Annotated in this window: 9 protein-coding genes; 2 read left to right on the top strand and 7 right to left on the bottom strand. The window is 70.8% G+C overall.

Annotated elements, in window-relative coordinates; genetic code table 11:
* Positions 1–119: 119 nt before the first annotated feature.
* Entirely contained in the window at positions 120–662 is a 543-nt protein-coding gene (locus LNK82_RS27490) for a peroxiredoxin-like family protein (RefSeq protein ID WP_230569900.1), read from the bottom strand.
* A gap of 76 nt (positions 663–738) precedes the next feature.
* Here LNK82_RS27490 and LNK82_RS27485 point away from each other — a divergent pair, with 76 nt between their 5' ends.
* A complete protein-coding gene (locus tag LNK82_RS27485; RefSeq protein ID WP_230569899.1) occupies positions 739–1,347 on the top strand; it encodes a TetR/AcrR family transcriptional regulator C-terminal domain-containing protein in 609 nt (202 codons plus the stop codon).
* Between the two features lie 205 nt (positions 1,348–1,552).
* Here LNK82_RS27485 and LNK82_RS27480 read toward each other — a convergent pair whose 3' ends face one another.
* From LNK82_RS27480 to LNK82_RS27470, 3 genes are all read right to left on the bottom strand, one after another.
* Entirely contained in the window at positions 1,553–1,864 is a 312-nt protein-coding gene (locus tag LNK82_RS27480) for a hypothetical protein (RefSeq protein WP_230569898.1), read from the bottom strand.
* Positions 1,848–2,087, bottom strand: a complete 240-nt coding sequence (locus tag LNK82_RS27475; RefSeq protein WP_230569897.1) for a DUF397 domain-containing protein — start codon at positions 2,085–2,087, stop codon at positions 1,848–1,850. The genes LNK82_RS27480 and LNK82_RS27475 overlap by 17 nt, the downstream gene beginning before the upstream one ends.
* A 129-nt stretch (positions 2,088–2,216) precedes the next feature.
* Entirely contained in the window at positions 2,217–3,092 is an 876-nt protein-coding gene (locus tag LNK82_RS27470; RefSeq protein ID WP_230569896.1) for a Sco1979 family transcriptional regulator, read from the bottom strand.
* 213 nt (positions 3,093–3,305) lie between these two features.
* Between LNK82_RS27470 and LNK82_RS27465 the strand changes: the two genes are divergently transcribed.
* Positions 3,306–4,139, top strand: a complete 834-nt coding sequence (locus LNK82_RS27465) for an SAM-dependent methyltransferase (protein ID WP_230569895.1) — start codon at positions 3,306–3,308, stop codon at positions 4,137–4,139.
* A 64-nt stretch (positions 4,140–4,203) separates the two neighbouring features.
* Here the strand turns inward: LNK82_RS27465 and LNK82_RS27460 are convergent, their stop codons facing one another.
* Genes LNK82_RS27460 through LNK82_RS27450 form a run of 3 tightly spaced genes read right to left on the bottom strand, consistent with a single transcriptional unit; the run spans position 4,204 to position 6,362 of the window.
* Positions 4,204–5,001 carry an alpha/beta fold hydrolase gene (locus tag LNK82_RS27460; protein WP_230569894.1) on the bottom strand — a complete coding sequence of 266 codons (798 nt, stop codon included), beginning with the start codon at positions 4,999–5,001 and terminating at the stop codon, positions 4,204–4,206.
* Between the two features lie 15 nt (positions 5,002–5,016).
* On the bottom strand, positions 5,017–5,655 hold the full coding sequence (locus tag LNK82_RS27455) for a DUF998 domain-containing protein (RefSeq protein ID WP_230569893.1): 639 nt from the start codon (positions 5,653–5,655) through the stop codon (positions 5,017–5,019).
* The gene (locus LNK82_RS27450) at positions 5,652–6,362 is read right to left on the bottom strand and encodes an SRPBCC family protein (RefSeq protein ID WP_230569892.1); all 711 of its coding nucleotides are present in this window, start codon (positions 6,360–6,362) and stop codon (positions 5,652–5,654) included. The genes LNK82_RS27455 and LNK82_RS27450 overlap by 4 nt, the downstream gene beginning before the upstream one ends.
* Between the last annotated feature and the right edge of the window lies 1 nt (position 6,363).

Genomic DNA, 6,363 nt, shown 5'->3' with positions numbered 1-6,363 from the left:
CCCCCCGGGCGCCCCGCCCCGGGGGCCCCCCCCCCCCCCCGGGGGGGGGGGGGGGGCCCGCGTCGGTGGTCGAACGGGTGTTCGATCCGTCCACAGCTGGGGACAAGCCTGTGGACAACTCAGTTCTTGCTGGTCAGCGCCTGTGCACGGGTGAGCAGTTCGTCCACCGACCACTGGTCGTAGGCGTGTTGTCCACGCTTCTCCGCGACGACCTCGCCGTCCGGCGCGATGAGGAAGTCGGCGGGCAGGCCGAGCCGCCCGCCCTCCGGCTTGGGCAGCGGACGCCGACCCCGCAGCACCGGGCCGAGGTCGCGCACGACGCCGCGCACGATCGCGCCCCACGCGCGGGGGTCGAGCACCGAACGCGGCGCGGACTCGACGCCGAACTCCACGTACAGCCGCTTCTCCGGATCGCCGACCACGGCGAACGGCAGGTCGGCGGCGTGCGGTCGCAACTCGGCCGCGGAGGAGTGGAACACGACCACCTCCGTGACGCCGTGCGCGGTGATCTCGTCGTGCCGCTGCACGATCGACCGCAGGTGCAGGTTGCACACCGGGCAGCCGGCGAAGCGGCGGAACTGCAGGTGGACCAGGTTGCGCGGGTCGGGCACCCGCACCGTGCCACCGAGCACGGCTTCCCACTCACGTGCGCTGACCTTCACGGCGTCTCCCCCTCGACGTAAGCGTGCGCTGTACGCCTACCCAAGTTATGCGCGTAACTTGTACGCTGTCAAGGCCATGCCGCGCCCGAAGTCGTTGACCAGCTCCGCGCTCGCCGCCGCCACGCTCGCCGTCCTCGACCGGGACGGGCTGGCGGCGTTGTCGATGCGCGCCGTCGCCGCCGAGCTGGGCATGGGCACGATGTCGCTGTACCGGTACGTCGCCGACCGGGACGAGCTGGAAGCGCTCGCGGTCGAGCAGGTGGTGTCCGGAGTGGACACCGTGCCGCCGAAGGCGTTGTGGGACAAGCAGCTCGCGGTCCTGGTCGAACGGGTCCGCGCGGCGATCGCCGCACACCCCAACGCCGTGCCGCTCACGATGGCGCACCGGCACCGGTGCCCGAGCCTGCTGCGCTGGGCGGAGGCCGTGCTGGGCGTGCTGACCGAGGCCGGGTTCACCGGCGAGCAGCGGGTCTTCGCCCTGCGCGCGCTGCTGAGCTACCTCATCGGCGCGACCGAGACCGAGCACCGCAGCCCGCTGTCGGGCCTGGGCACCGACGCGATGTCCCGGATGGGCGAGGAGTACCCGCTCCTGGCCGAGACCGCCGGCACCGCGCGGACGATCCCGCCGGACGTCGAGTTCCGCCGCGGCCTGGACGTGGTGCTGAGCGGCCTGCGCCGCCCGTGAACCGCCGGGTGTGGTCGGTGCGGAGGCCGAAGCCGACCTCGACCTCCGCACCGATCGCGACGAACACGGAGTTGCGCTCCGAGCGTGGTGTCGACGCCCTTTCCGGCGCGGAGTCGACTCCCGCTGCGTCTCCAGGTCAGGTTCGCCGGTGAGAGGGCTCTCCCCTCTCGTCCCGTCCACCACCGCGGATGTGGACGGGAAGTCTTCACGCGGTCCGCTCGTCCTCGTCGGGCAGGTCGAGCAGCTCTTCGAGCACGTGCGTGGCCGGACCGCGACGGCGCCACGAGAAACGGCTGGGCGACAGCACGTTCACCTCGTCGGCGGGCATCCGCATCGCCACCGCGTCGTCCTCGTTGTGCAGGCGGACGACGTCGATCACGGCGTCGTGCGCCCGAACCCCGACCACCGCCGCCAACTCTCCCCTGGCATCGCGCGGGTGCAGGAACTGGAACCCCCGCGCGATCAACTCGCGAAGCTGGAACGTCGTCCGCGAGGGGTGGTCAGTCGACGAGGTCATCGAACTCCCCGTCCCGGGCCCCGGCCACGAACGCGGCCATCTCCGCTCGCGTGTACACGAGGGCCGGGCCTTCGGGGAACCGGGAGTTGCGCATCGCGATCTCGCCGCCGTCGATCACGGCGAACTCGACGCAGTTGCCGATCGCGTCGCTGTAGGAGCTCTTGGTCCACGTGACGCCGTTCAGGTCGGCCGCGGACATGCCGTTGTGAACCTTGGTGGCCATCGACTCACCTTCCGAGCCAGAGATGCATCTGCACGTGCATCCGGTTGTGCACGGACCGTAGCACCGGCTGGTGCACGGGTAAATGCACGTGCAGATGCGGAGCGTGAATCCCACCCGGTCGGACGACAACTAGAGCTCAGCCCGCCGTTTTGCGAGCATTTGTCGGCTCCGGTCAGGCGTCTCGGCGTCCACCGTGAGGCGGTCGAAGACCCGGCTGTAGATCTCCAGCTCTTCGAGTTTGTCCAGGTAGAGGGCACCGGCGAGGTGTTCGAGGTACACGATGTCCGGCAGGTCGGGCTCACCGAACCGGAGCATCGCGAAGGGACCCTTCGCCGCGTAACCGGCCAACGGGAATGGCACTATCTGGAGAGTGACGGGCCCGCTTTTGGTCACGCTGAGCAAGTGTTCGATCTGGTTGATCAGGACTTCGCGGCCGCCGATCGCGCGGTAGAGCACCGATTCGTCGATCACGGCCCACACTCTCGGGGCGCCCGGCCGGGCCAGGATCTTCTGCCGCTGCATCCGCAACGACACCCGCCGCCGCACCTCGGGCGTCACCAGCTCCGACCGGCCGTGGCTCGCGATGGCCGTCGCGTAGTCCTCGGTCTGCAGCAGGCCGGGCACGAACTGGGTCTCGTAGATCAGGATCCGCGCCGCCGCCTCCTCCAGGCCCACGTAGTCGTGGAACCAGTCGGGCATCAGGTCGGTGTAGCGGTGCCACCAGCCCGGCGAGTTGGACCGGCGGACCATCTCGATGAACTTCGCCCGCTCGCCCGCGTCGTCGACCCCGTACATGGTCAGCAGGTCGTTCACGTCGCGTTCTTTCAGGCCGACGCGCCCGAGCTCCATCCGGCTGATCTTCGACTCCGAGCCGCGGATGGCGTAGCCCGCGTCCGCCCGGGTGATCTCGGCGGCCTCGCGCAGGCGGCGCAGCTGGGCGCCGAGCACGATGCGCAACGCGGTGGGACCGCTGTCCCTCTCCGGCGTGGATCCGTCCGCCGCCATCGCCGATCCTCCCGCCCGTCGTGCCCGTCCCACCCGAACAGCGGTTGCGCCCGAGGAGGGCCGACTCGCATCGTCACTGAACGTACACCCATGATCTTGCCCGGTCAGATGCACGAGGCTCACTCACGCGTTGAGCCCATACCCTTACGCTGACCGGACTGTGACGCGGTGCACACAAGACCACTCCCATCCCCGTAATGCGAGGTCACCACAATGCCGGGTTCGTCCTCGGACGCCGCCGCCCCCGTCTACATCGACACCACCAAGGCCAGCATCGCCAGGGTCTACGACGCCTTCCTCAACGGCAAGGACAACTACGAGATCGACCGCGAGGTGCTGCGCCGCGTGCAGCAGATCGCGCCCGAAGCGACCACCCTCGCGGTGGACAACCGCAGCTTCCTGATCCGCGCCACCCGGTTCGTCGCGAGCCAGACGGGCATCAACCAGTTCCTCGACTGCGGCTCCGGCCTGCCCACCGCGGAGAACACCCACCAGGTGGCCCAGCGGATCAACCCGGATGCCCGAGTCGTGTACGTCGACAACGACCCGGTGGTACTGGCGCACGGCCGCGCGCTGCTCGAGGAGAACGACCGGACGCACTTCTCGGCCGCCGACATCTTCAAGCCGCGCGAGATCCTCAACGACGAGGTCGTGCGCAAGCACATCGACTTCAGCGAGCCGATCGCGCTGTTCCAGATGGGCACGCTGCACCACTACAACGGCGACTCGCCAACGTCGGCCGAGATCATGGCCGAGTACATCGACGCCCTGCCGTCCGGCTCGTACGTGGCGATCTCGCACTTCCTCGACCCGGAGACCGAGGAGCACTCCGCCATCGCGCGGCGCATGGAGGACACGTTCCTGCACTCGCCGATGGGCAGCGGGCGGTTCATCACCAGGCGCGAGATGCACGAGCTGTTCCACGGCTTGGAGCTGGTCGAGCCGGGGCTGGTCATCTGCGCGGACTGGTGGCCGGACGGGCCGCGGCTCAAGGAGCTCGACTCGGTGAGCTACTGCATCGCGGGCGCGGTGGGCCGCAAGCCCTGAAGCCGTCGCGCGCGACGGTGGTGGACGGGGGAAGCCCTCGCCCACCACCCGGTTCCGCGCGTGCTCAGCCCGTGAAGAAGTCGACGAGGACCGGGACCGTCGCCTTGGGCTTGACCATGTGGGTCTGCCCGGGCAGGACGGTCAGCTCGCCGTGCGGCAGCGCCGACGCCAGGTGCCGCTGCGCGTTGCGCATGTACTCCGGGCTCTTGCCACCGGCGATCACCAGCGCGGGCGCCTCCGCGCCGGACCACCGGTCGGCGGGCGGCGGCGTGCCCCGCTGGAACTCGCCGACCAGCGCGAAGTCGTTCGGCAACGTGTGCGCGACGCCCTTGAGCTTCTGCCACGGCGGCATGACCCGGAGGACGGCGACGACGAGGCCCGGCGTGCCGACGTACCGCATGAACAGCTTGACCGCGTCGCCCCGGCGTCCTTCCGCGACCGCGACCGCCACGCGGGCCGGCAGGTCTTCGGGCATCGGCTCGTGCGTGCCGTCGACGATCATCGGCGACTCGTAGATCGCGATCCGCTCGGCGGCGACGCCCCGGTGCGCGGCCTCGGCGACCAGCGTGCCGCCGGAGGACATGCCGAACAGGTGCGCCGACCCGCCCGCCTCCTCGATCAGCGCGGCGATGTCCTCGACCTCGCGCCCGACGTCGTGCGGCGCGGTGCCGCCGCCGCTCTCGCCCCGGCCGCGCCGGTCGTAGGTGTAGACGGTGAAGTGCTCGGACAACGCCTCGGCCAACGCCGCCGAAGGGCCGAAGGCCCGGTAGCACAGCGCGCCGTCCACGATGATCAACGCCGGGCCGGACCCGGTGCGCGTGAAGGCGATCCCGGTGCCGTCCTTGGAAACTACCTGTCCCATGATGTGCCTGGTCCTTCAGATCTCGGAACGCAGCTTCGCCGCGACGGCGGACGCCCACAACCAACCCACGACGGCCCCGCCGTACAGCAGGACCGTGCCGAACCCCGTGCCCAGGAAGGGCATCGGCGCGAGCGACAGCACGCCCGCGGCCACGCTCGCCCGCCCCCACGGCCCGGTCAGCTTGCGCGCCAGCACGAAGAACGACGCGACCAGCGCGGGGAACGCGATGAAGAACGCCACGCCGTGCAGCACGCCGTGCCAGGAGAGCTCCGGCGCTTGGCCCGCCGGCGCGCCGGCCGGGAAGCCGAACGCCGGGTCGGCCACGAACACGCCGCCGCCGACCATGCCGACCGCGAAGACCCCGAGGAGGACCGGCGCCCAGCGGCCGACCCGGCCGGTGCGGTGCGCGCCGATCGCGGCGGCCAGGAACAGCAGTCCGGTGAGGACGAAGTTCGCGATCTGGAGCCACCCGCCGTCGCCGAGGGAGAGGAAGCTGAAGGGGTGGCGGGTCAGGTCGAAGCCCTCGCGGGTGAACGCCTGGGCGAAGCCGGTGACGAGGTAGAGCGGGCCGGCCAGGACGCCGCAGCCGAGCAGGAGCCTGGTGGTCCTGGTGCCGGTGTCGTTGCTGGTGTCGTTGTGCAGCAGGGTGGTCATGCCAGGTCTCCCATCCAGGTCGACCACGTCCGCTCGTCGCGGTGGTCGTCGGCGAACACGTGGTGCATGGCGATGAGCGCGCCGGGCAGTCCTCGGAAGAAGCGGTACATCGCGTGCTCCGTGCGGATGCCGACGGTCTGGGAGTTGGCGAAGTAGACGACGCCGTCGTCCAGGTCGACGCGGTCACCGGTCTGCGGCGCGCGGTCGAGGCCGAGCTTGCGGCCGAGGCGCTGCCACGTCGCGGGCCAGTCCGCGACGGGCGGCCCCACGACGGTGACAGGTCGGGCCGTGCGGCCGGCGAAGTGGCGGAGGTAGGTGACGAGGGTCTGCCAGAACATCTCGCCGCCCGCCGTCATGGCCTCGAACTCGTCCTCCCAGTCGTCGCCGGGCAGGAAGCCGCTCGCGACCATGCGCAGGACGGTGCTGCCCCGCTCGCGGCCCTCGACCAGGAACTCGTAGGCGACGAACCGGCCGTCGGGCTCCTCCTCGCCGCCGTAGGCGAGGTGCTTGCCGGGCTCCCAGGCGGTGATCCGGTGGGTCGGCTCGTACTCGCCGAACGCCTGCCGGACGACCGCGCCCGGCTCGACCTCGTTGGCGCCCATGAACCAGGAGTCGATGCCGGGGCCGGTGGCGATGGCCTCCCACACCTGCTCTGGCGTCACGCCGTCCAGCTCGACCTCGTTGACGCCTTCGAACGCGTGCCCCATC

The organism is Saccharothrix luteola, assembly GCF_020859565.1.
GTDB classification, from domain to species: Bacteria; Actinomycetota; Actinomycetes; order Mycobacteriales; family Pseudonocardiaceae; genus Actinosynnema; species Actinosynnema luteola.
The sequence above is the reverse complement of the archived record's forward strand: the minus strand, read 5'-3'. Positions and strand labels throughout refer to the sequence as shown.

What these genes read in the sequence shown, in the direction of transcription:
- LNK82_RS27485 (WP_230569899.1), top strand. Translation starts at nt 739, where the DNA reads ATGCCGCGCCCGAAGTCGTTGACCAGCTCCGCGCTCGCCGCCGCCACG.
- LNK82_RS27480 (WP_230569898.1), bottom strand. Translation starts at nt 1,864, where the DNA reads ATGACCTCGTCGACTGACCACCCCTCGCGGACGACGTTCCAGCTTCGC.
- LNK82_RS27475 (WP_230569897.1), bottom strand. Translation starts at nt 2,087, where the DNA reads ATGGCCACCAAGGTTCACAACGGCATGTCCGCGGCCGACCTGAACGGC.
- LNK82_RS27470 (WP_230569896.1), bottom strand. Translation starts at nt 3,092, where the DNA reads ATGGCGGCGGACGGATCCACGCCGGAGAGGGACAGCGGTCCCACCGCG.
- LNK82_RS27465 (WP_230569895.1), top strand. Translation starts at nt 3,306, where the DNA reads ATGCCGGGTTCGTCCTCGGACGCCGCCGCCCCCGTCTACATCGACACC.
- LNK82_RS27460 (WP_230569894.1), bottom strand. Translation starts at nt 5,001, where the DNA reads ATGGGACAGGTAGTTTCCAAGGACGGCACCGGGATCGCCTTCACGCGC.
- LNK82_RS27455 (WP_230569893.1), bottom strand. Translation starts at nt 5,655, where the DNA reads ATGACCACCCTGCTGCACAACGACACCAGCAACGACACCGGCACCAGG.
- LNK82_RS27450 (WP_230569892.1), bottom strand. Translation starts at nt 6,362, where the DNA reads ATGGGGCACGCGTTCGAAGGCGTCAACGAGGTCGAGCTGGACGGCGTG.